The organism is Streptomyces sp. AC558_RSS880 (assembly GCF_019049255.1).
Lineage (GTDB): Bacteria > Actinomycetota > Actinomycetes > Streptomycetales > Streptomycetaceae > Streptomyces.
This window is the reverse complement of the sequence record NZ_JAGMUJ010000007.1, coordinates 136,880-159,466: the sequence shown is the minus strand read 5'-3', so window position 1 is coordinate 159,466 and position 22,587 is coordinate 136,880. Positions and strand designations below refer to the sequence as shown.

Below are 22,587 nucleotides of genomic sequence, written 5' to 3'. Positions count from 1 at the left end.
GCCTTACGGCCGCAGCGTCCGCTGCCGTTCGACGTCCCGCTTGTCGAGCGTGGCGTCGAACTTCGCCAGCGGCTTCGCCGCCGCCGGGTTCTCCTGGACCGCGTTCGGCGCGACGTCCGCCCAGTCGAGGATGCGGGCCGTGGCGAACGCCTTCTCCTCGGCGACGAGTCCGGCCACGTTCGCGCCGTGGTTCATGCCGGGCGCGGTGAACACGTACGCGTCACGCGCGCCGTGCCCGACCCGGAACGGCTCGGCGCCCCACGGGTCGTTCTCGCCGTACACGAACAGCATGTGCCGCGCGTGGTGGCGGACCCAGGAGTCGACGTCCCGCATGGCCCACGGCTCGAAGTCCATGTCGATCGAGCGGGGCACGAAGTTGCGCGGCGGCTGGTAGCCGTAGCGGATGTACTTCTTCTCGATGTGCGGGAAGCGGATGGTCGGCGCGCCCAGCTGCGTACCGGCCTGGTAGTAGTACGGCGTGTACGGGCTCAGGCCCTGGTCCGTGTAGAACGAGAACCCGGAGATCGTGTCGATCGAGGTCCAGATCTCGTCGTCGGTGGCGTTCTTCGCGTCCGCCGGGATGTCCTCGCAGTCGGCGAGGGTGCTGTACTGCCAGAAGCCCCACACGTAGTCGAGGACGACGGCCTCGTACGCCCGGTCCAGGCTGCCGATGGTGTCGAAGGTGTAGCCGTTCTCGGCGGCGTACGCCTCGTACTTCTTCTCCAGCGGCTCCCGGCGCACCAGCGCCTCGCGCTGCACCCCGTTCAGCCGGTCCCGGCACTCCTCGGTGCCGACGTTCGCGAAGAAGCGGTCGTAGGCCGAGTCCTCCTTGTTCACCACGTCGTTGGGGGCGACGTAGGCGACCACGCCGTCCATGTCACGTGGGTAGAAGCGCTCGTAGTAGGTGGCGGTCATGCCGCCCTTGGAGCCACCGGTGGAGATCCAGTTCTCCGAGTAGATCTTCTTCAGCGCCGTGAAGATGCGGTGCTGGTCGCTGGCGGCCTGCCAGATGTCCAGCTTCGACCAGTCGGCCGGTTCGGGCCGGGACGGGGTGAAGAAGCGGTACTCCATGGAGACCTGGTTGCCGTCCACGATCTGGGTCGGCTCGGCGCGGCGGGGCGTCGTGGAGACGCTGTAGCCGCCGGTGTGGAAGACGGTCGGCCGCGCGGTGTCCTTGTGCAGCACGGTGATCCGCTGCTGGAACGTGCCCTCGGAGGGCCTGCGGTGGTCGACCGGCTGGGTGTAGTTGAGGACGAAGAAGCGGTACCCGGTGTACGGCTTCTCCTCGATCAGGCTCATGCCCGGTACGGAGAGCAGTCTCTCCTTGATGTCAGTGGTGCCGGTGGCCTCCGGCTCGGCGGCGGTGGCCGCCCCGGCCGTACTCATGGTGCCTATGAGCACCGTGAGCGCCAGCAGCCATCTGAGCGCCTTACGCATGCGCACTCCCCTGTGAGACAGATGTGCGCCGGAAGCTACTGGACCAACTCCCCGCAGCACCAGGGGACATAGGGTTAACCCTCGGTCAGGCGCCGGTCAGCACAGGATCCAGCCGGAGCTGACGGACCCGCCGCCGACCCTGCCCTTCACCCACACGCAGCGGCGGCCGGCGTGCACGGTCACCGGTCCGGCGTGGTGCTTGAATTTGCCCTCGTCGACGACCGGGCGGCCCCCGCGCGCCCGCACGCTCACCGACATCTTCCGTTTGGTGCCGGGGTTCTTGGCGAAGGTGACGGCGCAGACGTAGCCGCCCCGCTTGTAGACGGCCACCGAGCCGGTGGAGAACGGCAGCGTGCGCACCTTGCGCCCGGCGCAGTACGCGGCGGCGTGTGCGTCGGCCGGCGCGGCGACGACGAGCAGCCCCGAGACGGTCAGCACCGCAAGGACCGGCGCGAGTCGCCGACGTATCGCTCCACTGCCCACAGTCGTCCTCCCCGTACCGCACCTGCCGCGTCAGGCGGCGTACGCGTGTACGGACGCATGACGTACGCCGGATGGTTGCGCACGGAGCCGTCACGACCGCCGTTCACGCCGGCGTCGGCACGTCCTCCCCCACGAACGTCCGCCACAGCCGGGCGTACGCGCCGCCGAGCCGGAGCAGTTCCTCGTGCGTGCCGTCCTCCACGACCCGGCCGTGGTCCATCACGACCACCCGGTCGGCGCGGGCGGCGGTGGTGAGGCGGTGGGCGACGACGAGCGTCGTACGGCGTCCCGCGAGCCGGTCGGTGGCCTGGTTGACCTGCGCCTCGGTGGCCAGGTCGAGCGCGGCCGTCGCCTCGTCGAGCAGCAGCACGTCCGGGTCGACCAGTTCGGCACGCGCCAGCGCGATCAGCTGGCGCTGCCCGGCGGACAGGTTGCGGCCCCGTTCGGCGACCTCGTGGAGGTAACCGCCGTCCAGCGTGGCGATCGTCTCGTGCGCGCCGACCGCGCGGGCCGCCGCCTCCACCTCGGCGTCGGTGGCGTCCGGGCGACCGTAGGCGATGGCGTCGCGGACGGTGCCGGGGAAGAGGTACGCCTCCTGCGGTACGACCCCGAGCCGGTGCCGGTACGCGGTGATGTCCAGGTCCCTCAGGTCCGTGCCGTCGACGGTGACCCGCCCGCCCGTCGGGTCGTAGAACCGGGCGACCAGCTTGACCAGCGTGGACTTCCCGGCGCCGGTCTCGCCGACGAAGGCGACGGTCTGCCCGGCGGGGATGGTGAGGTCGATGCCGTCGAGCGCCTCCTCGCCGTCGCCGTACGCGAAGTGCACGTCCTCGAAGGCGATCTCCCCGCGCAGCGACGGCACGTCGAGCGGCTTCTCGGCGGCGCCCGTGGAGGCCGGCTCGCGCAGCAGCTCCTGGATGCGGCCCAGGGAGACGGACGCCTGCTGGTAGCCGTCGAAGACCTGGGAGAGCTGCTGCACGGGCGCGAAGAACAGGTCGATGTAGAGCAGGTACGCCACCAGCGAGCCGATCGCCAGCGTCCCGTCGTCGACCCGGCCCCCGCCCACGACCAGCACCGCCACGGCCGCGACCGAGGACAGCAGCTGCACGAACGGGAAGTACACCGAGATCAGCCACTGGCCCCGGATCCGCGCCTCGCGGTAGTCGGCGCTGCGCTGGGCGAACCGGCGCCCGCCGTCCCGCTCGCGGCGGAACGCCTGCACGATCCGCAGCCCCGCCACCGACTCCTGCAGCTCGGCGTTGACCACCGACACCCGCTCCCGCGCCAGCTCGTACGCCTTCACGCTGGCCCGGCGGAAGAAGTACGTGCCGACGATCAGCGGGGGCAGGGTCGCGAAGACGATCAGGGCGAGCCCGACGTCGAGGACCAGCAGGGCCACCATGATGCCGAAGAAGGTGACCACCGAGACGAACGCCGTGACCAGGCCCGTCTGCAGGAACGTCGACAGCGCGTCGACGTCCGTCGTCATCCGGGTCATGATCCGGCCGGTCAGCTCGCGCTCGTAGTAGTCGAGGCCGAGCCGCTGGAGCTGGGCGAAGATCTTCAGCCGCAGCGCGTACAGGACGCGTTCGCCGGTGCGTCCGGTCATCCGGATCTCGCCGATCTGCGCCGCCCACTGCGCGAGCACGGTGAGCAGGCCCAGCAGGGAGGCCGCCCAGACCGCGCCGAGGGCGGCCTGTGTGACGCCCTGGTCGATGCCGTGCCGGATCAGCACCGGCAGCAGCAGGCCCATGCCGGCGTCCACGGCGACGAGGCCGAGGCTGATGAGGAGGGGGGTGCGGAAGCCGCGCAGGAGACGGCGCAGGCCGTAGGAGTCCTCCGGCCGGACGGCCTGGGCCTCGTCGACGTCGGGGACGTCGTCCGCCGGGGGCAGCGCCTCGACCTGGGCGAGGAGTTCCGGGGTGGCCGGGGTGCCGGCCAGGGCGGTGTCCTTGGGCTCGCGGTCGCCGGTCCACAGCCGGGGGGTGACCCCGCGTTCGGCGTCGAACTCGGCGTCCAGCTCCGCACGGACCGAGGTGTCCTCCTCCCGCGGTCCGGCGGGCGGGGTGTGGCCCGGGGAGACGGCGCCGAGCTCGTCGGGGTCGGTGAGCAGCCTGCGGTAGAGGGCGGAGCGCCGCTGGAGCTCGTCGTGGGTGCCGATGTCGGCGAGCCGGCCGCCGTCGAGGACGGCGATGCGGTCGGCGAGGTTGAGGGTGGAGCGGCGGTGGGCGATCAGCAGGGTCGTCCGGCCCCGCATGACGCCCTTGAGCGCCTCGTGGATCTCGTGCTCGACGCGGGCGTCCACGGCGGAGGTCGCGTCGTCCAGGACCAGCAGGCGCGGGTCGGTGAGGATCGCGCGGGCGAGGGCGACGCGCTGGCGCTGGCCGCCGGAGAGGGTCAGGCCGTGCTCGCCGACGGTGGTGTCGTAGCCGTCGGGCAGCTCGTCGATGAACCGGTCCGCCTGGGCCGCGCGGGCGGCGGCGGTGATCTGCTCGTCGGTGGCGTCCGGGCGGCCGTACGCGATGTTGGCGCGCACGGTGTCGGAGAAGAGGAACGAATCCTCCGGGACCAGTCCGATCGCGGCCCGCAGGGACTCGGTGGTCAGCTCGCGCACGTCGTGGCCGCCGACGAGGACGGCGCCGTGTGTGACGTCGTAGAAGCGCGGCAGGAGCAGGGAGACGGTGGACTTGCCGGAGCCGGAGGCGCCGACGACGGCGAGGGTCTCCCCGGGCCGGATCTCGAAGGAGAGGCCGTCCAGGACCGGCCGGCCGGGGTCGTAGCCGAAGGAGACGTCGTCGAACTCGACGGTCGCCGGGGCGTCGGCGGGCAGTTCCCTGGTGCCGTCGCTCAGGGACGGCTCGGTGTCGATCAGCTCCAGGACGCGTTCGGTGCCGGCGCGGGCCTGCTGGCCGACGGTGAGGACCATCGCGAGCATCCGGACCGGCCCGACGAGCTGGGCGAGGTAGGTGGAGAAGGCGACGAACGTGCCCAGCGTGATGTGCCCGCGCACCGCGAGCCAGCCGCCGAGCGCCAGCATCGCCACCTGGCCGAGGGCGGGGACGGCCTGGAGGGCCGGGGTGTACCGGGAGTTCAGCCGGATGGTGCGCAGCCGCCCCGCGAACAGCCGCCGTCCGACCTCGCGCAGCTTGCCGGTCTCCTGCTCCTCCTGCCCGAAGCCCTTCACCACGCGTACGCCGCTGACCGCGCCGTCGACCACTCCGGCCACGGCTCCCGCCTGCGCCTGCGCGTACCAGGTGGAGGGGTGCAGCCGGGTGCGGCTGCGCTTGGCGATCCACCACAGGGCGGGGGCGACGGCGAGGGCGACGGCGGTGAGCGGCAGCGACAGCCACGCCATGATCACCAGGGAGATCAGGAACAGCAGGAGGTTGCCGATGGTCATCGGCAGCATGAAGAGCAGGCTCTGGATCAGCTGGAGGTCGCTGGTGGCACGTCCGACGACCTGCCCGGTGGACAGCTCGTCCTGGCGTCTGCCGTCGAGCCGGGTGATCGTCCCGTACATCTCGGTGCGCAGGTCGTGCTGGACGTCCAGGGCGAGCCGGCCGCCGTAGTAGCGGCGGATGTAGGTGAGGACGTAGACGGCGAGCGCGGCCCCGACGAGCAGCCCGGCCCAGGTGGCCATGTCCTTGGTCTTGTCACCGATGACGTCGTCGATGATCACCTTGGTGATCAGCGGGACCAGTGCCATGACGGCCATGCCGCCGAGGGAGGAGCCCAGCGCGAGGACCACGTCCCCCGGATGCCGCCACGCGTATCCGGCCAGTCGCCGTGCCCATCCCCGTTGCGGTGTCACGCGGGTGCCCTCCGATCGTCCTGATCTACCGGAAGGCACCAACGCGGTCAGCGGCGGATTTCATCCCTCCGCAACATTCAGAGGCGTACGCGCAGAGCGTAGAGGCGGGTGGTCTGGCTCGCGTTCTGGTTGTCGTCGCTGACCAGGAGCACCTTCAGCCGGCCGTGGTCGCGGCCCGTGACCACCATGCCCTCGATGTTGTCGAGGAGCGGGTTGGGCTGGGGCTGTTTGGCGGTGGCGCCGAGGGAGGGACAGTCGGCGAGGTCGGCGAGCAGGGTCTTGTCGTACACGGTGCCGTGCCGGTCGGCCAGGTAGAGCCGGACGGTGTTGCCGACGCCGGAGGTGAAGCCGCGCTCCAGGACGAGCAGCCGTCCGTCGGGGGTGGCGGTGACCTCGGTGACCCCGAGCCCCCGGTCGGTCGTGTACGTGTACTGGGCACCGAGCCGGAAGTCGCCGTGGGCGGTGCGCCGCCAGGTCTGGAGACGGACCTGGTCGTCGGGGTCGCCGGTGAGGGCGTACTCCATCGACGCGACCAGCGTGCGGCCGCCGGGGAGGAGGGTCAGGCCCTCGAAGCTGCCGTTGGTACGGGCGCGGGTGCCGAGCTCCTCGGGTACGGACAGCCGGTCGAGGATCTTCCCGTCACGGGAGTAGCGGCGCACGGTGGGCTCGGTCTCGGAGGAGACGAGGTAGGTCCCGTCCCGGTCGACGACCAGTCCCTCGGAGTCGAGCGCGGCCCCGTTCTCGTCGGCGAGCGGGATCACGTCCTCGGGCCGCAGGGTCCGCGCGTCCAGCCGGAACAGGGCGGACCGGTCGGAGAGGGCGGCGACCGTGCGGTGCCGGTCCGGGGCGAGGGCGGAGAGGTTGCCGACGTAGGTGCCGTCGTACGTCGTCTTGTCGAGCGCGTCGGAGAAGCGGTCGATGGAGACGGTCGTGGAGCAGGCGTGATGCGCCCTGTTCTGCTGGGCGCCGGCGGGTCCGGCGGCGGTCAGGCAGGTCGCGGCGGCGAGAGCGGCGGCGGTGGTGGCGAGGAGGGTTCTCAGGCGCATGCCGCCACCGTAGGACGGCCGGGTGACGGCCGGTCACCGCTTACCGACACATGACCGACACCTCTTCTTCACCCCTGCGCATACATGTCCATGTCACTCTTCCGTTCGGCCGCTCAATCAACTCGCGTAGATCGGACGTCCCCCATGCCCGTGACACACATACGCCGCCGCTGGAAGAGCCTCGCCCTGGCCACCTCGGCCGTCCTGGTCGGGCTCACCGTCCCCGCCCTGACCGCACCGGCCGCCGGCGCCGCGACCACCGCGTACGACGACACGTACTACGCCGCCGCGATCGGCAAGTCCGGCACGGCGCTGAAGGACTCCCTGCACACGATCATCAGCGACCAGACGAAGATCTCGTACTCGGCCGTCTGGAACGCCCTGAAGGTCACCGACCAGGACCCGAACAACAGCAACAACGTGATCCTGCTGTACTCGGGCGTCTCCCGCAGCAAGTCCCTCAACGGCGGTGACACGGGCGACTGGAACCGCGAGCACGTGTGGGCCAAGTCCCACGGCGACTTCGGCACCTCCACCGGTCCCGGCACCGACCTGCACCATCTGCGCCCCGAGGACGTCCAGGTCAACTCCATCCGCGGCAACAAGGACTTCGACAACGGCGGCAGCTCGTTCACCAACAGCGGCGGCAGCCTGACCGACTCCAACTCCTTCGAGCCGCGCGACGCGGTCAAGGGCGACGTGGCCCGCATGATCCTCTACATGGCCGTCCGCTACGAGGGCACCGACGGCTGGCCCGACCTGGAGCCCAACGACTCCGTCACCAACGGCAGCGATCCGTACCACGGCCGCCTCTCGGTCCTGAAGCAGTGGCACCAGGAGGACCCGCCGAGCGCGTTCGAGGAGCGCCGCAACGAGGTCATCTACGACTCGTACCAGCACAACCGCAACCCGTTCATCGACCACCCGGAGTGGGTCGAGTCGATCTGGTAGCCGCCAGGCGGGCGCCCCGGCTCCCGGCGATCCGACGCACGTCGGTGAGCGACTCGCACATGCGCGCGAGCAGGAACCGGAGCTGGTCCGCGGTCACGCGGCGGTCGGCCAGCAGGTCCGCCGCGTGACCGAGCAGCTCGTCGGCCATGGCGAGTTGCGTCCGCTCGACGGCGTCGGCGCGGCGCGAGAGGTGTCCGGTTCCGTCGGTGACGAGGTAACAGGGTTTTCCGTCCACCCCCGTCCAGGGCAGAAGGCGCGGTTCGGGGTCCCGGTGCGTCATGCCGTCACCTCCACGCCGTGGATCGTCCGCGACCCGGCGTCGGTCGTCCACGGCCCGGCGTCGGTCACCCGCGCCCCAGCGTCGACCGTCCTCGGCCCGGCGTCGTTCGTCCACGGCCCGGCGTCGGTCGTCCACGGCCCGGCGTCGGTCACCCGCGCCCCAGCGTCGACCGTCCTCGGCCCGGCGTCGACCGTCCTCGGCCCGGCGTCGACCGTCCTCGGCCCGGCGTCGACCGTCCTCGGGCCGGCGTCGATTGCCCGCGGTCCGATGTCCACGCCGTGTACGGCGAGCCACGACGCGCGGCGCCGGGTCCGCTGCCGCCGCGCCTCTTCCCGGCCCTCGTGGGCGAGGACGCAGGGGTGAACGAGGGCGTCGTCCTCGCCGCGGAGGTACCGGGTGCCGGCCCGCCCAGCGGCCTGCACCTCAACGCCCGGCGCGATCCGCCGCGGGACGGGCGCGGAGGCGGTGCGGTGCCTGCCCCTGCCGGGCGGCAGAAGCAGCAGAGGTCCGGCAGGACGGGTGGGACGGTCGTTCATGTCGTCGACTCCTCGGACTCGTTGATGAGCACACCCCCGGACCGGCCCGACGGTCACGGGAGGGGCATCACCTTGTGCAGCCATCCGATCACAGCGTGGGACGGGTGCGGCTAGGCTCGCCAGAGGGGAGCCGGTGACAAGGCCTTCGTCGCAAGGAGGTTGACGCCATGAGCAGCGCCTACGGGGATTGACTCAAGGAGCAGCGCGAGTCCGCGGGCCTGACCCAGCAGCAGTTGGCCGACACGGTGATCATGACGCGTTCGCACATCGCCCACATCGAGGCGGGCCGCCGGGTGCCGTCGAAGGAGGACGCACGCCGCCTGGACACGGCGCTGAACACGGGGAATGTACTGAGCAGCTTCCTGCCCGAGCAGCATGCCGCGGTCGCCGACTACTTCGAGACGGCGCGGCAGCTCGAACAGCAGGCGGTGATGATCCGCGAGTTCGCCCTCTCGTACGTCCCGGGCATCCTCCAGACCGAGCGCTACGCACGGGCGGTACTCGGCCTGTCGTTCCCTCCCGTGAGTGACGAGGAACGTGACAGGCGCGTTGTCACACGGCTCGAGCGTGCGAAGGTCCTTGACGATCCGGTCTCGCCGGTGGTCTGGGTGTTGCTGGACGAGGCCGTGCTCCGCCGGCTGATCGGCGGGCCGGACGTCATGGCGGAGCAGGTCCGCCACCTCGTACGTCTCGCCGAGAGCGGTCGGATCCAAGTGCACGTACTGCCGTTCGCGTTGGGTGTCCATCCCTTGTTGAGCAACATGCTCACGCTCATGTGGTTCGAGGACCAACCTCCCCTGGCCTACGGCGAGGGACTGCACATGGGCAGGATTCACGACGCCCCGGCCGTGGTTCAGGATCTGCAGCACCGTTACGATTTCGCGCTGGGCAACGCACTGCCGCTGAAGGAATCACTGGCTTTGCTCAGAGCGACGGCGAAGGGCTACGAGGGCCATGACTGACCGAACCATCCCGCACTCGGGCGCGTTGCGGGGCTGGCGGAAATCGTCACACAGCAACGACCAGGGCGGGAGTTGCGTCGAAGTGGCCGATGATGACGGTGTCGCGGGTGTGGCGGTGAGGGATTCCAAGGTGGGGGACGGGCCCGCGGTGGTGTTCTCGGTGGCGGGCTGGACCTCGTTCATCACCGCCCTCAAGAACTGACCCCCTTCAGAAAAACCGTCAACACTTCAGCCCTCACTGTCCCCCCGTCGCTCATCCGAGTGGCCAACAGACGTTGGCCCACCATCTGCTCACCCTTTTCCACCAGGGTGTCCCCCATGAGCTCGCGCTTCGCCTTCGACCACAACCCCCACAGCACCGGCCACGTGATCCGTACCGTGCGCACCCTCATGCGTACCGGTGGCCTGGACGTGTCCCTGACCAGCGTCGCCCGCGAGTGCGGCACCACGCGCAACTTCCTCTACGGCAACTGGAAATCCGCCTCCGCACTCCATCTGCGCGCGCTCGGTTCGGAGTTGACGCAGGCGTTCGACACGGCGCACCGCGTCCGACCGAGTGATGGCACCGTCGCGGGGATCACCGCGCACCTCACGGAAGTGGTGCGGACCGTTCGCCGTCACCCAACCACCGCCGCCGTCGCGCGGACCGCGCCGAAGGTCTTCGCCGCCGCGCACACCGCGACCGAGGGACCGCTGGTGCGGACCGTGACCGAACTCATCAGCGACGTACTGCACCCCCTCTGCCCGCAGGGCGGTGTCTGGGGCGATGCCGCGCTGGGCTCCCGGCCCTGGAAGATCCTGTGGATCGCCCGGCCCGCCGCCCTCTGCCCCGATGCCGTGGGGGACGACATCCGGGAGAACACACTGGACAACGCCTTCGCCGAAGTGCTCCGTGACCTGCTCAGCCCTTGGGCCCCGCAGGGGAGTTGAAGGAGATCCAGACATCGGGAGGCAGGTCAGGCCGGTCCGGCACCCCTCTGCGTTCCTCGGTCCACGCCTCGCCGGCGATCTCCGTGGCGACGCGGCGCCAGAAGCGCACCCCGGCGGCGTTGGCGTCCTGGAAGGCGATGTCCCACGCACCCGGGTGCCTGACCACGATCTCCCGAGCCATGCGCAGCCCGGCCCCCGTCCGCCGCGCGCCCCGCGCGACGAAGAAGCTGTTCATGACGCGGGCCGGCCCGTCCAGCCCACGGACGAACGCGAAACCGGCGGGCCTGTCCCCCATGACCGCGAGGTAGGGCGCCCAGCCGGGCTCGGTGAACGCCATGTGGAGCCGCTCGCTGCGGAAGGTCCCGTCGGCGTTGGGCAGCAGCCCCTGGAACTCCGACATGTCGTGGCGGAACATCAGCCACAGCCGCTCCACCACGGGACGGTCGGCGTGACCCGCGGGGCGAATGGACAGCTCTGACACGGAACTCCCTTCGTCACTTCCGTCAGCATCGCAAGTACGCCGGGCACGGCGCCCACCGGCCCGCACGCCCCGCGCGTGCGGCGCCCGCCCTTCGACGGCGAGCACCGCGTCGAGCCCCTGGTTCGCTCCATCAGGTGGTGTGGACCGGTGACCGGCCGATCGGCCCCACCACGCGGCGACGATGGAATCGCCCCGGCACGTCCGCCGGGGCGATTCCATGCCTCCACGACGCCTTACTGGAGAGTGCCGTGAAGACTCGTTCCTGGTCCCTCGCCGCCGCCCTCGCCCTGACCGCCCTGCTGCTGCCGGCCCACGCGGCGTCCGCCGCCCCGGCCGCGCCGCCGTCCTGTCCCGACGGGTCGGTGTGCTTCTGGAGCGGCGAGGGCTTCGACGGCGACTACTGGGAATGGACCGCGCGCAGCGGCTACCGCGACATGCCGCCCCGCCTCCACGACCACGTCGGCTCGGTCGTGGCAAGCACCCGGGCCTGCTTCGTGAACTGGCAGCCCGTCGAGAAGCGGGACGTCTTCAACGGCGACTGGCGCTCCCGCTACCTCGGCGACTTCGGCGGACGCATCGACGGGGTCGGTCCGGGCGGCTGCTGACCCACCGGACCCGCTCCAGCAGCGCTGCCCTCGCGAGACCGGCGCTCCTGGGTCCGGGATCGTACGGACTTCCGGGCCCCGAACGACTCGGTGCCGGTGCTCGGTCCGCCCGCCGTCCGTCGGTGACGGACGGCGGGCGGTCGCGCGCAAGGATCGGCGTGCGCCTGCCGTTCGATGCCGGTGACGACGGCTGTGAGTTCATCGTCGACCCGGACGGCATCCGACGCGGCGTCCACGAGCGGCCCGGAGAGGTCCCGCCAGCGGACCAGTCCCTCAATGCCGTCGATGCCGTCGATGGCCTCCGCGACCGAATCGATGCTCCGCCAGGTCACTTCGGGGTTCATGATGAACCCGACGCCGGGGAAGACCGGATGGTCGGGCCTCGTCCAGCTCCACGAACCCTCGACGAGCAGCACCGCACCCTCGTCGGGGACGAGCAGCGTCTGCCGGATGAACGCCTCACGTTGTGCCCGCTCACCCTCCGGGTCGATCAGCCACAGATCGCGGCGGAACCAGTGGAAGAAAGGCGAGAGCTGCGGGTGGTTGTCCGTCCCCGCCGTGGATGACCCCGGTTTCCCGGCCACTCGTGGATACCTCCGCCCGGGAGGCGTCCCGGTCCGGCCGCACCTTACGGTGACCGCGCGGGGAGCTGTGCAGGCATTCGCCCTCGACGCGGCTCCCGCTCAGCTCGAACCCGTACGTCCAGCGGACCCCTTCGAGAACGAGGTCCACTGTGCAGAAGCTCGGCTCGCTCTCCGCCTTGGAACCGAGCGCGAAGACGGTGCGCGGCACACCCTCGTACGAGGCCCGCCGCGCACAGGAGTCGAGGACGGCGTTCCGCATGCCGACCAGCGGGAGAGCACCGATGGCCCGACCACTGGCCAATTCCACGGCACGGGCGACGGACTCGTCATCGCTCCGAGACTCGACGAACGACAGCTCCTGCTCGTCCCGCGGGGACCGCACGTTCGCGACGCGGAATCCCGGCGGCAAGCCGTCGTTCTCTCCCTGCCCGGGGCAGTCGCCGCGTACGACGACGGCCCGGCCGGGAGCCTGTGGCCTCGGGGAACACACCGTTCATCGCCGCGTCTCAGGGACCCGCGGGCTGCTCCGCCCGGACCTCGGCGTGCCAGGCGCGGGCCGCGACGGTCTCGGGGTGGTCCTCGCCCAGGATCGCGGCCCGCTGCTCGGCCACCTCGCGCGCGCTGTCGGCGGCCTGCTCCCGCTTGCCCTGCGCGTACTGGGCGCGGCTGAGCTGGATGAGCACCCCGAGGACCAGCGGATGGTCGTCCCCGTACCCGGCCCGCTGTCCGGCGAGCACCCGGCGGAAGAGGTCCTCGGCCTCTGCGCCCCGGCCGGAGCGCAGAAGCCCCCGCGCCAGTGCGTCACGCGCCCACACGGTCACCAGGTGGTCGGGGCCGAGACGGCGTTCGCAGTCCCCCGCCAGCTCCTCGGCCGCCGCCGTGTAACCGTCGAACTCGTCCCGCGCGAGGCGGAGTTCCAGCATCTCGCAGCGGGTCTTGAGGGTGGCGACGTGGTCCTCGCCGAGCGCGTGGCGGCGACCGTCCAGGACTGCTTCCAGCAGCGTACGGGCTTGCGTCAGGTCGCCCAGGCGGTGCAGTACCCGCTGCAGTTCGTAGGCCGCGTCCAGGGTGCGCGCGTCATGGGGTCCGAGCGTGCGCAGCGCGTCCTGGTGGACCGGTCGCAGGAGGTCGGCGGCTTCGGCGTACCGGCCGAGTCTGAACAGGATGGGCCCCTGGCCCGACCGGGCCTCGATGGTGGCCGGGTTCTCGTCCCCCAGGTGCTCCGCGGCCGTCTTCGCCGCGGTGGAGGCCAGGGCCAGCGCGGCGGTCCAGTCCCCCGCCTCGTACACCAGCCGCGCGACACGGACCGCGATCCGTACGGATTCCGCCGTCACCAGCCCGTGGCGGTGGGACCGGTGCAGCAGGCCGGTCGCGTGCGGTGCCAGGAGCCGCACCTGGGAGCGGGCCCGCGGTGACGCGGCGCCCTCCTGCGGCAGTGCCGCCCGCAGCAGCCGGCCCGCCGCTCCCGCCAGGAGCTCGCGCTCCGTATCGGGCACGCCCGCGGCGACACTGTCCAGCAGGACCCCGTGGGCCTTCACGCAGCGGTGCCCGTCCGTCTCGACCATGTCGATCAACGAGTGGTCGAGGAGCGCGCGCAGGGCCGGTTCGACTCGGGTGGCGGTCAGCGGCGGATCGAGGTGCTCGAGGCCGACCCCGCCCTGTGCCGCCGGCATCAACAGCGACAGCGGCACGGGATCCGCCGCCCAGAAGGACAGCAGCCGCAGCAGGGCCGTCGCCTCCGGCAGGCCGCCTTCCGCCAGGCTGTCCAGCGAGAGCTGCCACGTGCGGCCCACGAGGTGGCGGGACTGTCCGCCGCCGGTCGCCGGCGCCCCCCGGTCGACCAGGGCTGTCGACTCCTCGGTCAGTTTCCGGTCGTACTCGTCCATGGACCACGACTCCAGCAGCTGATGGGCCAGATGTGCCCCGGCCAGGGTCAGTGCCAGGGGCAGACAGCCCAGACGCCGGGCGACCTTCCGCGCGGACTCCCGCGTACCCGCGTCCGGAGCCAGATCACGCAGGACCAGGGTCGCGTCCTCCAGGGGAAGTACGCCGAGCCGGTGGCTGCTCACCCCCGGCATACGCCACAGCGGGGAGGTCGCGTGGCGGGTGGTCACCAGCACCGTCCCCGAGGGGCTCGGGCGCAACCAGGCGCCTTCCTCCAGGATGCCGGGGTCGTCGGCGTTGTCGAGGACCAGCAGCCAGGGTTCCGCCGAGTGGTCCAGGTAGTGCCAGACCAGGTCGGCCGCGGCACGTTGGCCGCCGGCCGCGGCGGCCAGTTCGCCGTCGGCGGCACCGCGGTCACCGGCGACGGCGAGCATCCCGGCGCGCAGGGACACCCGTTCGGAGGCGTTGACCCACAGGCCGACGCGGCCGTGATCCCGTACGGCCTCGGTGAACAGGGTGTGGGCTACGGCCGTCTTGCCGCAGCCGCCCATTCCGTGCAGGACCTGGATGCCACCGCCGGGTCCGGCCACGGCGGCCCGTAGGCGCCCCATGAGGTCGGTGCGGTCCCGCAGGACGCCGGGCGCGCGACCGACCAGGGGCATGCGGACGGAGTCGGGAGCGGTTCCCCGGGGCTCGGCCGGGCCCGTCCACGGGTGCCCGAACAGCGGGGCCGAGCCCGGGGCGTAGTGGTGGACGTGTTCCTCGATGTACTGGTCGCCACCGGTCTGGTAGACCCGGGCGCTGCCCGAGGCGCGGCCCTCCATCGGCCTCGGCACGCTCATCGTTCGGTGATGTGCTGGTCGCGCCCGGCCTGGTAGATCCGGGCGCTGCCCGAGGCGCGGGCCCGCAGGTGGATCCGCTGCGTCCCCGGCTCCTCCGGAAGCGACGGGTTCAACTCGTCCAGGATGCGACGCAGTTCGTCGGCGGCCTCCGGCTGGGCGAGCAGGAACCGTCGTACGCGGCCCTGCCATTCGGCGGTCAGCTCGGCCTCGAGTGCGGCGTCACCGGCCCGGCGCGCGAGGAGCAGCTCCTCACGGCCCGCTTCCAGCTCCTCACCGACGCTCTCGGCTCTGGCGGGCTGGAAACGGCGCCACAGGGCGACCATGCCGTCCCGCGCCGATTCCCAGGCGTTCGTCACCATCAACGTGACGACGGTCGTGCCCGCCGTCCCTGCCAGTGCGGCGATCTCCGGATCCACGGTCCCCCCTACGGCCGGCTCCCGATCCTAGGGCCCCGGGGGCGGGGAGAGGGGAAGGGCTCCAGGCACGGGACATGACTGAGCACGCGGACATGCGGGGCTTTGTACCGGTACGTCCGCGTACTCGACGGCGGGGCGGGTGGGTCAGGCGCCGGGGGCCACTTCCGGGGCGGCGTCGGAGGCCGCGTCGCCGTGGGGAGCGGGGAGGCGCGCTCCCCTGCTGCGGGCGATGCGGTGCACGTCGTGGAGCGCTTCGGCCAAGCAGGCGGCGGGAAAGCGGAGTTGGGGCGCGGTGGCCTTGGCGTCACCCAGGAGATCGACGGCGTGACCGAGGAGGTCGTCGGCCATGCCGAGCTGGACGGTTTCGACGTCGTCGGCGAGGCGCGAGAGACGGCCGGTGCCGGTGTCGTCGGTGACGAGGTAGCAGGGGTTGCCGTCGAGGTTGGACCAGGGGAGGAGGCGGGGCCGGCCGACGGTGGGGGCGGCGGCCGGGTGCGATGGGGGCGGTCGGCACGGCGGTGGGCCGCGCCCCTCCCCCGGCGCGGTGCCGGTGGCGCCCGGAGGCGGGCCACAGCAGGGCTCCTCCTGCCGGTCGAAGGGCACGTCCCCGGCAGCCGAGCGGTGCGTCAGCTTCACCGTGTCCTGGCCCGGGCCGTCCCGGACGACCGTCGCTCCGGTGACGCCGAGGTCGGCGACCCTCAAGAGCTCATGGATCCTGGTGGCCCTCGGACCGGACAGTTCCTTCGTGGTGTACCGCGCGCGCTCGTCCCGCTCGGCCTCACACGCACGGGAAAGTCGGCCACCCGGAGTGAGCCGGGGGGATCCGGCGACGCCGGGCCCGTGCACCCCGCGCGTGCGGCGCCCGCCGCTCGGTGGGAAGCACCTCCGCCGAGCCTCCGGTTCGTCCCATCAGGTGATGTGGACGGTGGCGCGGGGCCGATCGGCCCCGTGCCACCGCGAGCATGGGATCGTCCCGGCACGGACACCGGGGCGATCCCACGCTTCGACGACGCCTTACTGGAGAGTGCCGTGAAGACTCGTTCCTGGTCCCTCGCCGCCGCCCTCGCCCTGACCGCCCTCCTGCTGCCCGCCCACACGGCGTCCGCCGCCTCGGACGAGCCCCCGTCCTGTCCCGACGGGGCGGTGTGCTTCTGGAGCAACGAGGGCTTCGACGGCGACTACTGGGAGTGGCACACGCGCAGCGGCTACCGCGACGCGCCGTCCCGCTTCCACGACCACGTCGGCTCGTTCGTCGCCGGTACCCGGGCCTGCTTCGTGAACTGGCAGCCGGCCGAGAAGCGGGACGTCTTCGACGGCGACTGGCGCTCCCGCTACCTCGGCGACTTCGGCGGACGCATCGACGGGGTCGGTCCGGGCGGCTGCTGACCCACCGGACTCGCCCGGGAGCGCCGACAGCGCCCTCGCGAGGTCGGCGCTCCCGGGTTCCGGGAGCGCACGGGACGCGAGCGCCCGGGCTCACTGCAGGTGCGTCGGCGCGAACATCCGCAGGACCGCCGGGAGGACGACGACCGCCGGGCCCGGTGTCGTCAGGGCCTTCGCGAGGTCCTGTTCCAGGGTTTCGGGGCTGGTCCGCAGGCCGGGGACGCCGAAGGACTCCGCCAGGGCCACGTAGTCGGGGCGGGTGAGTTCCGTCGCCGTGGGTTCGCCGAAGGCATCGGTCATGTACTCGCGCAGGATGCCGTAGCCGCCGTCGTCGACGATCAGCCAGGTGACATCGAGGTCGTACTGGCGGGCCGTGGCCAGCTCGGCGACGGAGTACAGGGCGCCGCCGTCTCCCGAGACCGCCAGCACCGGGCGGGTGGGGTCGGCGACCGCCGCGCCGAGGGCGGCCGGGAAGCCGTAGCCGAGACCGCCGGCGCCCTGCGCGGAGTGCAGGCGGTTGGGGCCCATGGCGTCGAACGCGGACCAGGCCCAGTAGGCCAGGATCGTCATGTCCCAGAAGGACGGCGAATTCGTGGGCAGGGCGCGGCGGACCGCCGTCAGCACCTGCTGCTCCAGGGCGAGTTCCTGGGACGCGAGGCGCTCACGGACGCGGTCCAGCACTCCCCGTACGCGCTCGGGCGCGGTCGCGTCCTCGCGCGGTTCCACCGTCTCAAGGAGCGCCTGGAGGGCGAGGCGGGCGTCGGCGTGGATGCCGAGGCCCGGGTGGTTGGACTCCAGTTTGCCGAGGTCGGCCTCGATCTGGACGACCCGGCCGCGCGGCTCGAACGTGTGGTAGTTCGAGGAGAGTTCGCCGAGGCCGGAGCCGACGACCAGCAGGACGTCCGCGTCCTCCAGGAAGTCGGTGGTGTGGCGGTCCTCCAGCCAGGACTGCAGCGACAGCGGGTGCGTCCAGGGGAAGGCGCCCTTGCCGCCGGGGGTCGTGACCACGGGCGCCCTGAGCCGTTCGGCGAGCTGCTTCAGCTTGCCGGAGGCGTCCGAGCGGACCACTCCCCCGCCGGCGATGATCGCGGGACGGGCCGCGTTCGCCAGCAAGTGGGCGGCGAGGGCGGTCAGTTCGGGGCGCGGGGGCAGCTCGTCGGGGGTGGCGTCCACCGCCGTCACCACGGGCAGGTCCGTCTCCGCGAGCAGTACGTCCTGCGGGATCTCCACCCACACGGGGCCGTGCGGGACGGTCAGCGCCGACTTCCAGGCCTCCGCGATCGCGGACGGGATCTGGGACTGCGTACGGGCCGTGTGGACGGACTTGACCACGCCGCGGAACGAGGCCGACTGGTCGGGGAGTTCGTGCAGGTATCCGTGGCGGCCACCGCCCAGGCCGGCCGTCGGGACCTGACCGCAGATCGCCAGCACCGGCGCCGAGGCCGCCGCCGCCTCCTGGAGCGCGGCCAGGGAGGTGAGGGCGCCCGGGCCCGTGGACAGCAGCAGCGGGGCCGCCTCGCCGGTGATCCGGCCGTAGGCGTCCGCCGCGAAACCGGCGTTGTTCTCCACGCGCAGGCCGATGTAGCGCAGGTCGGAGCGGCGCAGGGCGTCGAACACGCCGAGGGCGTGCTGGCCGGGCAGGCCGAAGACGGTGGTCGCGCCGAGCCCGGCCAGGGTCTCCACGACCAGGTCCCCGCCGTTGCGGCCGGGAGGAGGATTCAGCGCGGCCTCCGTCTGGGCGGCGGTCGGGCGGAGCACCAGGTCGTGGTCGTGGGTCACTGCGCGCGGGCCTCTGCAATCTGGCGGGACATGATCGTGGTCAGCTCGTACGCCGTGTGGGACGCGGCCACCGAGGTGATCTCGGCGTGATCGTACGCGGGGGCCACCTCGACGACGTCGGCCGAGACCAGGTTGCAGGACGCCAGTCCGCGCAGGATCTCGAGGAGCTCGCGGGAGGTCATGCCGCCGGCCTCGGGGGTGCCGGTGCCGGGGGCGTGGGCCGGGTCGAGGCAGTCGATGTCGATGGAGATGTACAGCGGGCGGTCGCCGATGCGCTGGCGCAGCTGGTCGGCGACCTCGTCGGCGCCCCGGCGGTAGACGTCCGCGGAGGTGACGATGCCGAAGCCCATCTTCTCGTCGTCGGTGAGGTCCTGCTTGCCGTAGAGCGGGCCGCGGATACCGACGTGGGAGAGGGCGGAGGTGTCGAGGATGCCCTCCTCGACCGCGCGGCGGAAGGGGGTGCCGTGGGTGTACTCGGCACCGAAGTAGGTGTCCCAGGTGTCGAGGTGGGCGTCGAAGTGGAGCAGGGCCACGGGGCCGTGCTTCTTGGCGACGGAGCGGAGCAGCGGCAGGGCGATGGTGTGGTCGCCGCCCAGGGTCATCAGGCGGGCGCCGGTGCCGAGGAGGTCGTCGGCGGCGGCCTCGACCGTCTCCACGGCCTCGTTGATGTTGAAGGGGTTCACGGCGATGTCACCGCCGTCCGCGACCTGGGCGAGGGCGAAGGGGGAGGCGTCCTGCGCGGGGTTGTAGGGGCGCAGCAGCCGGGAGGCCTCACGGATGGCGTTGCCGCCGAAGCGGGCGCCCGGCCGGTAGGAGACGCCCGAGTCGAACGGCACGCCCACCACGGCGACGTCGGCGCGGCCGACCTCGTCGAGACGGGGCAGCCGGGCGAAGGTCGCGGGACCGGCGTACCGCGGGATGCGGGACGAGTCGACGGGGCCGCGGGGCGTCTCGTTGCTGCTCATGGAGTACTGCCTTCTTTCCTGCGCTTTGTCGCGTATGCACTGCCCGCCCTGATGACTCTACTGGGCGGCGGGGACCCGGATGGCCGACCGCCGTGCGGGTCCTTCTTCGCGCACTGCCGGTCACTCCGACCCTAGGTGGCCGAAAGGCGACTGCGAAGTGTACGTTTCCTCCATATCGACCGAACGGGATGGAGGAAACATCCACCATGCCGGATCCCATGGTCCCGCCCACGCCGCCCGTGCCCCTGGAGGCCCTGCTGGCCCGCGCGGACCTCGGCCTGCGCCGGATCGCGGGGCCCGACGACCCCGGCACCGTCGTGCACTGGGCGCACGCCTCGGAGATGGCGGACCCGTACCCGTATCTGCTGGGCGGGGAGCTGCTGCTGTCGGCGGGGGTGCACATCCCGGAGGGGGCGGGCGCGGGGTATTTCGACGCCTATGTCTCCAGGATCGTGGCGGCGGGCGGGACGGCGCTCGGTTTCGGTCTGGCGCCGGTCCACGACGCGGTGCCGGGGGCGCTGGTGGAGGCCTGCGAGATGCACGGGCTGCCGTTGCTGGAGGTGCCGCCGCGGACCACGTTCTCGGGGGTGGCGCGGGCGGTCTGGCAGTTGATGGCGCAGGCCCGCCTGGCGGAGCTGCGCCGGGTCACGGAGGCCCAGCAGAGCCTCGCCACCGCGGCGGCCCGGCCGGACCCGGTCCGGCCGGTACTCCACCAACTGGCCCAGCGGATCGAGGGCTGGGCCGTCCTGTTCGCCCCGGACACCACCGAACTCGCCACCTCGGGCACCACCCCGCCCCCCGAGACACGACAGGCCCTGACCACCCTGACCAAGGTGGTACGACCCCCCACAGCCACAGGCAGCCACACCGACGCAGCCGCGGGCAGTCGTGCCGCTGGGGCGGCACGGGTGGGCGGTGGGGGTCCCCCCGCTCGAGCGAAGCCGAGAGTGGGGGAGGCACCCGGCAAACGCCAGCACGTGACACCCACCCCCACCCCCACCACCGCCAGCGACACCGTCAACGGCACCCACCTCGCCGCCTACGCCCTCACCCCCGGACACGGATACGTACTCGGCGTGGCCTCCCCCCAACGCACCCCCGGCGACCACACCATCGCCTCCGTCGCAGCCGCCCTGCTCACCCTCCTCACCGGCCAACAGCAGAGCGGCACCGGCGCGGCCCACTCCTCCGCCCTCGTACGACTGCTGCTGGGCAGCCCGCCCGAGGACGTGGCACCACTCCTCGGCGGAGAACGGTGGCGGGTGGTGCACGCCGAACCGGACGGCCAGGCCACCCCCGACCCCGTGTCCGCCGCCGCGCTCGGCGCCGCCCTCGGTTCCGCCCTGGTGGACCCGACGGACGAGGTCGTACGGATCCTGGTGCCGGCCGACCGGCCCGTGGAGCCGCTGCCGGGCTGGACCCTCGGCGTCAGCACGGCCGCCGCCCCGCCCGACTGGCCGGACGCCGACACCCAGGCCGCCCGTGCCCTGGCCCGGGCCCGCGCCACCCGCGCCCCGCTGCTCCGGCACGGCGACCGCCCCGCCCTCACCGACCTCGTCCCGCCGCACGACGCGGACGCCCACGCCCGGTCGTTGCTCGCGCCGATAGCGGCCGCTCCCGCCCTCACGGACACCCTGCGCACCTGGCTGTCCCTGCACGGCAGTTGGGACCGTACGGCGGTGGCGCTCTCCGTGCACCGCAACACCGTGCGGCAGCGGATCGCGCGGTGCGCCGCGCTGTTGGAGGCGGACCTGGACGACCCGGACGTACGGATGGAACTGTGGTTCGCGCTGCGGCGGACGTGAGGGCCTGAGTAGCCGTACGGAGTCGACTGAGTACTTGAATCCTCCCCTCCTCCCTGAAGGGAGGGGATTCCTGGATCAGGCTGCCTCCGGGAGCAGCGCTCCCGGAGGTCTTACGCCCTCGGCACCAGCCGGGATGAGACCAGCCCGGACCAGCATCACACGCGCTGAATTCTTGTCCCTGGGCAGGACGACTCCGCACGCGGTGCAGGTGTAGGTACGTTCCGACAGAGGAAGTGCGTGCTTGGTTCTCGCTCCGCACGACGCGCAGTCCATGGTGGTGTGCGCGGGATGCACGAGGCGGATGTCCCGCCTGTACTTGCGGCCCATCTCGATCAGGGCCTGCTTGGTGGCGCCGATCGCGGCGTCCGCCGCCTTGCACGCCATGGTGGTCTTCGCGAGGAACTTCGGCTTGAAGTCCTCGACGGCGATGGCATCGTGGTCGGTCACGACGCGTTTGGCCCACTTGCGGCCGGTGTCCTGCCGCTGCCGGGCGATCTTCTGGTGCGTCTTCGCGCGCAGCTTCTTCGCCTCGCGGTAGCCCTTCGAGGCGGCCTGGCCTTTCTTCGGTCTGCGGCGGGCCATCATCCGGTCGTACCGCGACAGCTTGGCCCGGGCCTTCTGTCTGTGTCGGGGGTGTGGCAGGTCGTAGGCGTCGGACGTGGTGGTCGCGGTCTCCTTCACGCCCCAGTCCACACCCAGCACCGCACCGGTCTGTGGCAGCGGTTGTACCTGGGCGGGTACGACGAAGCTCGCGTACCAGTGCCCGATGCCGTCGCGGTACACGCGCACACTGGACGCGACAGCGGGCAGGTCCCGCGACCAGACCACGCTCACCACGATTCCGCCCGCCAGGTGCATCCGGCCGTCCTTCATCCGGAACCCACGCCTGGTGTAGTTCAGGCTCGGGTCGGCATCACACTTCTTCTTGTGCCGGGGCATCCCGGCGCGCTGCTTCACCGGCAGGCGCTTCTCGATGTCCTTCAGTGCCTTGGAGCGGGACGTGGCAAAGTCCCGGATGATCTGTTGCTGCGGGACGCTCGCGCCCTGCCGGAGCCACGGCAGTGCCGCGCGGGCCTCGGTCAGCATCTTGTCGAGCTGGGCCGGACCGCACGTCAGCCTCTCATCGGGGTGCGCCTTGTTGTGCGCGTGCGTCTGCCGGGACTTGGCAACGCACTCGTTCCAGATCCACCGGCAGCGGTCCCACTCCGCGAGCAACGCCGTTCGGGCGATCGATGACACGCGAAGCCGGTACGTGTACCGGGCGTGCCCGGCCTCCGCAGCAGCTCTCACCTGCGCCATCTCGCCCCCTCGCGACCTCCGGCGGTAACACCACGGCATCCAAAACCCTCCGAAGGACCATACGTACGAACGCCGCACGCACGTACCTCGATCCCACAGTCACCACCC

The 22,587-nt window shown here is 71.9% G+C and carries 19 protein-coding genes and 2 pseudogenes; 7 read left to right on the top strand and 14 right to left on the bottom strand.

Annotation, left to right across the window (positions count from 1 at the left end; genetic code table 11):
* Window positions 1-3 precede the first annotated feature (3 nt).
* The 4 genes from KUM38_RS03020 to KUM38_RS03005 form a co-directional block, all read right to left on the bottom strand.
* On the bottom strand, window positions 4-1,437 hold the full coding sequence (locus KUM38_RS03020; RefSeq protein ID WP_217127683.1) for a S28 family serine protease: 1,434 nt from the start codon (window positions 1,435-1,437) through the stop codon (window positions 4-6).
* A gap of 96 nt (window positions 1,438-1,533) precedes the next feature.
* The gene (locus KUM38_RS03015) at window positions 1,534-1,920 is read right to left on the bottom strand and encodes a hypothetical protein (RefSeq protein ID WP_217127682.1); all 387 of its coding nucleotides are present in this window, start codon (window positions 1,918-1,920) and stop codon (window positions 1,534-1,536) included.
* A gap of 103 nt (window positions 1,921-2,023) precedes the next feature.
* A complete protein-coding gene (locus KUM38_RS03010; protein ID WP_217127681.1) occupies window positions 2,024-5,731 on the bottom strand; it encodes an ABC transporter ATP-binding protein in 3,708 nt (1,235 codons plus the stop codon).
* A 77-nt stretch (window positions 5,732-5,808) separates the two neighbouring features.
* Entirely contained in the window at window positions 5,809-6,777 is a 969-nt protein-coding gene (locus KUM38_RS03005; protein WP_217127680.1) for an esterase-like activity of phytase family protein, read from the bottom strand.
* 144 nt (window positions 6,778-6,921) lie between these two features.
* On the opposite strand from KUM38_RS03005, the gene KUM38_RS03000 reads away from it, so the two are divergent.
* The gene (locus tag KUM38_RS03000; RefSeq protein WP_217127679.1) at window positions 6,922-7,728 is read left to right on the top strand and encodes an endonuclease I family protein; all 807 of its coding nucleotides are present in this window, start codon (window positions 6,922-6,924) and stop codon (window positions 7,726-7,728) included.
* Here the strand turns inward: KUM38_RS03000 and KUM38_RS02995 are convergent.
* Together KUM38_RS02995 and KUM38_RS41525 are read right to left on the bottom strand one after the other, a co-directional pair.
* Complete coding sequence (locus KUM38_RS02995; protein WP_217127678.1) at window positions 7,691-8,008, bottom strand: hypothetical protein; 318 nt, start codon at window positions 8,006-8,008, stop codon at window positions 7,691-7,693. The genes KUM38_RS03000 and KUM38_RS02995 overlap by 38 nt on opposite strands.
* Window positions 8,005-8,544, bottom strand: a complete 540-nt coding sequence (locus KUM38_RS41525; protein WP_254396567.1) for a hypothetical protein — start codon at window positions 8,542-8,544, stop codon at window positions 8,005-8,007. Before KUM38_RS41525 ends, KUM38_RS02995 begins: the two co-directional genes overlap by 4 nt.
* A 167-nt stretch (window positions 8,545-8,711) precedes the next feature.
* On the opposite strand from KUM38_RS41525, the pseudogene KUM38_RS02985 reads away from it, so the two are divergent.
* The 3 genes and pseudogenes from KUM38_RS02985 (at window position 8,712) to KUM38_RS02975 (ending at window position 10,436) form a co-directional block, all read left to right on the top strand.
* Window positions 8,712-9,506: pseudogene (locus KUM38_RS02985) on the top strand (Scr1 family TA system antitoxin-like transcriptional regulator).
* Window positions 9,499-9,708: a DUF397 domain-containing protein gene (locus KUM38_RS02980; protein WP_217127677.1), complete on the top strand. Its 210-nt coding sequence runs from the start codon at window positions 9,499-9,501 to the stop codon at window positions 9,706-9,708. Before KUM38_RS02985 ends, KUM38_RS02980 begins: the two are co-directional and overlap by 8 nt.
* A gap of 116 nt (window positions 9,709-9,824) precedes the next feature.
* Window positions 9,825-10,436 carry a hypothetical protein gene (locus KUM38_RS02975; RefSeq protein WP_217127676.1) on the top strand — a complete coding sequence of 204 codons (612 nt, stop codon included), beginning with the start codon at window positions 9,825-9,827 and terminating at the stop codon, window positions 10,434-10,436.
* Here KUM38_RS02975 and KUM38_RS02970 read toward each other — a convergent pair.
* Complete coding sequence (locus tag KUM38_RS02970) at window positions 10,408-10,917, bottom strand: GNAT family N-acetyltransferase (RefSeq protein WP_217127675.1); 510 nt, start codon at window positions 10,915-10,917, stop codon at window positions 10,408-10,410. The genes KUM38_RS02975 and KUM38_RS02970 overlap by 29 nt on opposite strands.
* A gap of 248 nt (window positions 10,918-11,165) precedes the next feature.
* On the opposite strand from KUM38_RS02970, the gene KUM38_RS02965 reads away from it, so the two are divergent.
* Window positions 11,166-11,522: a peptidase inhibitor family I36 protein gene (locus KUM38_RS02965; protein ID WP_217127674.1), complete on the top strand. Its 357-nt coding sequence runs from the start codon at window positions 11,166-11,168 to the stop codon at window positions 11,520-11,522.
* Here the strand turns inward: KUM38_RS02965 and KUM38_RS02960 are convergent.
* The 4 genes and pseudogenes from KUM38_RS02960 to KUM38_RS02945 all read right to left on the bottom strand — a co-directional run.
* Complete coding sequence (locus tag KUM38_RS02960; RefSeq protein ID WP_217127673.1) at window positions 11,468-12,106, bottom strand: hypothetical protein; 639 nt, start codon at window positions 12,104-12,106, stop codon at window positions 11,468-11,470. The genes KUM38_RS02965 and KUM38_RS02960 overlap by 55 nt on opposite strands.
* Before the next feature lie 506 nt (window positions 12,107-12,612).
* A complete protein-coding gene (locus KUM38_RS02955) occupies window positions 12,613-14,832 on the bottom strand; it encodes a tetratricopeptide repeat protein (protein WP_217127672.1) in 2,220 nt (739 codons plus the stop codon).
* Window positions 14,829-15,248 carry a hypothetical protein gene (locus KUM38_RS02950; protein ID WP_217127671.1) on the bottom strand — a complete coding sequence of 140 codons (420 nt, stop codon included), beginning with the start codon at window positions 15,246-15,248 and terminating at the stop codon, window positions 14,829-14,831. Before KUM38_RS02950 ends, KUM38_RS02955 begins: the two co-directional genes overlap by 4 nt.
* 144 nt (window positions 15,249-15,392) lie before the next feature.
* Window positions 15,393-15,728 (bottom strand): annotated as a pseudogene (locus KUM38_RS02945) (hypothetical protein); the annotation flags it as partial.
* A gap of 549 nt (window positions 15,729-16,277) precedes the next feature.
* Between KUM38_RS02945 and KUM38_RS02935 the strand changes: the two are divergent.
* The gene (locus tag KUM38_RS02935) at window positions 16,278-16,634 is read left to right on the top strand and encodes a peptidase inhibitor family I36 protein (RefSeq protein ID WP_217127670.1); all 357 of its coding nucleotides are present in this window, start codon (window positions 16,278-16,280) and stop codon (window positions 16,632-16,634) included.
* Window positions 16,635-16,724: 90 nt separating this feature from the next.
* On the opposite strand, the gene KUM38_RS02930 is transcribed toward KUM38_RS02935, so the two are convergent.
* Together KUM38_RS02930 and speB are read right to left on the bottom strand one after the other, a co-directional pair.
* Entirely contained in the window at window positions 16,725-18,410 is a 1,686-nt protein-coding gene (locus KUM38_RS02930) for a thiamine pyrophosphate-binding protein (RefSeq protein ID WP_217127669.1), read from the bottom strand.
* Complete coding sequence (speB, locus tag KUM38_RS02925; RefSeq protein ID WP_217127668.1) at window positions 18,407-19,375, bottom strand: agmatinase; 969 nt, start codon at window positions 19,373-19,375, stop codon at window positions 18,407-18,409. Before speB ends, KUM38_RS02930 begins: the two co-directional genes overlap by 4 nt.
* A gap of 206 nt (window positions 19,376-19,581) precedes the next feature.
* Here speB and KUM38_RS02920 point away from each other — a divergent pair, with 206 nt between their 5' ends.
* Window positions 19,582-21,180, top strand: coding sequence for a PucR family transcriptional regulator (locus KUM38_RS02920; protein ID WP_217127667.1), 1,599 nt, complete (start codon window positions 19,582-19,584; stop codon window positions 21,178-21,180).
* 75 nt (window positions 21,181-21,255) lie between these two features.
* Here KUM38_RS02920 and KUM38_RS02915 read toward each other — a convergent pair whose 3' ends face one another.
* Window positions 21,256-22,479, bottom strand: a complete 1,224-nt coding sequence (locus KUM38_RS02915; RefSeq protein ID WP_217127666.1) for an RNA-guided endonuclease TnpB family protein — start codon at window positions 22,477-22,479, stop codon at window positions 21,256-21,258.
* Between the last annotated feature and the right edge of the window lie 108 nt (window positions 22,480-22,587).

Bases quoted from the DNA above. Each gene is read 5' to 3' on its own strand.
- KUM38_RS03000 (WP_217127679.1), top strand. From the start codon at position 6,922: ATGCCCGTGACACACATACGCCGCCGCTGGAAGAGCCTCGCCCTGGCC.
- KUM38_RS03020 (WP_217127683.1), bottom strand. From the start codon at position 1,437: ATGCGTAAGGCGCTCAGATGGCTGCTGGCGCTCACGGTGCTCATAGGC.
- KUM38_RS02980 (WP_217127677.1), top strand. From the start codon at position 9,499: ATGACTGACCGAACCATCCCGCACTCGGGCGCGTTGCGGGGCTGGCGG.
- KUM38_RS41525 (WP_254396567.1), bottom strand. From the start codon at position 8,544: ATGAACGACCGTCCCACCCGTCCTGCCGGACCTCTGCTGCTTCTGCCG.
- KUM38_RS02915 (WP_217127666.1), bottom strand. From the start codon at position 22,479: ATGGCGCAGGTGAGAGCTGCTGCGGAGGCCGGGCACGCCCGGTACACG.
- KUM38_RS02920 (WP_217127667.1), top strand. From the start codon at position 19,582: ATGCCGGATCCCATGGTCCCGCCCACGCCGCCCGTGCCCCTGGAGGCC.
- KUM38_RS02955 (WP_217127672.1), bottom strand. From the start codon at position 14,832: ATGAGCGTGCCGAGGCCGATGGAGGGCCGCGCCTCGGGCAGCGCCCGG.
- KUM38_RS03005 (WP_217127680.1), bottom strand. From the start codon at position 6,777: ATGCGCCTGAGAACCCTCCTCGCCACCACCGCCGCCGCTCTCGCCGCC.
- KUM38_RS02995 (WP_217127678.1), bottom strand. From the start codon at position 8,008: ATGACGCACCGGGACCCCGAACCGCGCCTTCTGCCCTGGACGGGGGTG.
- speB (WP_217127668.1), bottom strand. From the start codon at position 19,375: ATGAGCAGCAACGAGACGCCCCGCGGCCCCGTCGACTCGTCCCGCATC.
- KUM38_RS02975 (WP_217127676.1), top strand. From the start codon at position 9,825: ATGAGCTCGCGCTTCGCCTTCGACCACAACCCCCACAGCACCGGCCAC.